Origin of the sequence: Endozoicomonas atrinae (assembly GCF_001647025.1) — a bacterium.
In the GTDB taxonomy this organism is placed as follows: domain Bacteria; phylum Pseudomonadota; class Gammaproteobacteria; order Pseudomonadales; family Endozoicomonadaceae; genus Endozoicomonas; species Endozoicomonas atrinae.
The window spans coordinates 1-773 of record NZ_LUKQ02000676.1; the positions used below are offsets into that span (position 1 = coordinate 1).

General features: G+C 56.8%; 2 protein-coding genes. Both read left to right on the forward strand.

The genetic code is table 11. The features are described from left to right. On the forward strand, positions 1-318 hold a 318-nt coding region (locus AK963_RS29990; RefSeq protein ID WP_139117817.1), incomplete at its 5' end, for a DUF1367 family protein. Between the two features lie 32 nt (positions 319-350). Continuing rightward, positions 351-755, forward strand: coding sequence for a hypothetical protein (locus AK963_RS29995; protein ID WP_066018833.1), 405 nt, complete (start codon positions 351-353; stop codon positions 753-755). The last annotated feature ends 18 nt before the right edge of the window (positions 756-773 follow it).

The window sequence follows — 773 nt, forward strand, 5'->3', positions numbered from 1 at the left end:
GGCGAGTTTGAGCGCTTGCCGCAGTCACCGGTGCAGATGGCTGGCTCCAACCGCTGGGTGACGCCGTTGCCGGATTTCGACGAGTTTCGCTATTGGGCTCTGGTGCAGGCCGGTTTCTACCAGGTGATTGGCTACCCCGATGGCAAGGTGCGGGTAAGGGCGAAGAGCATTGCTTTCAGGAATATGGAGCAGATGGAGTTTGAGAAAGTCTACTCCGCAGTGCTGGATGTGTTTCTCCGGTATGTGCTGAGTCCCAAACGGGGTTGGAGTCGGGAGAGGGTAGACCGGCTGGTTGAGCAGCTGGTGAATTTTGATTAGCGGACAGTGGTCCGGAAGAGGAAGAGCGAAGGATGGCGGCACAAGCACGGATTGAAGCAACCCTGATGGAAGAGGACAATTGCCCCTGTCTGAACTGTGGCTGGCGTTCGTATTGCCAACAGCAACGGGCAGCCTGTGGACGGTTTGTCCTCTACGTGAAATCCGGGGAAAACAGCAGCTACCCCAAACTCAGTGAACGACAGATCCGCAGGCGCAAGCCAGGCAAATCACAGCCAGAGGTGGATGAGTTTTACTGGGCGTACCCGACCCGGGCTCTTTACTACAAGGTATTTTCGGCGGAGTTTAAAGACGATGTGCTGGCATTGTGTCGTGAGATGACGCTGACCGAAGCCGCGTTTGTGCTGAAAATCAACCGGCGCTACCTGGCCCGTAAACTCAAGGCATGGCAGACGGCCTGTGACCCGCAGCGAGCGTGACTATCTGCAGGTGGTGGC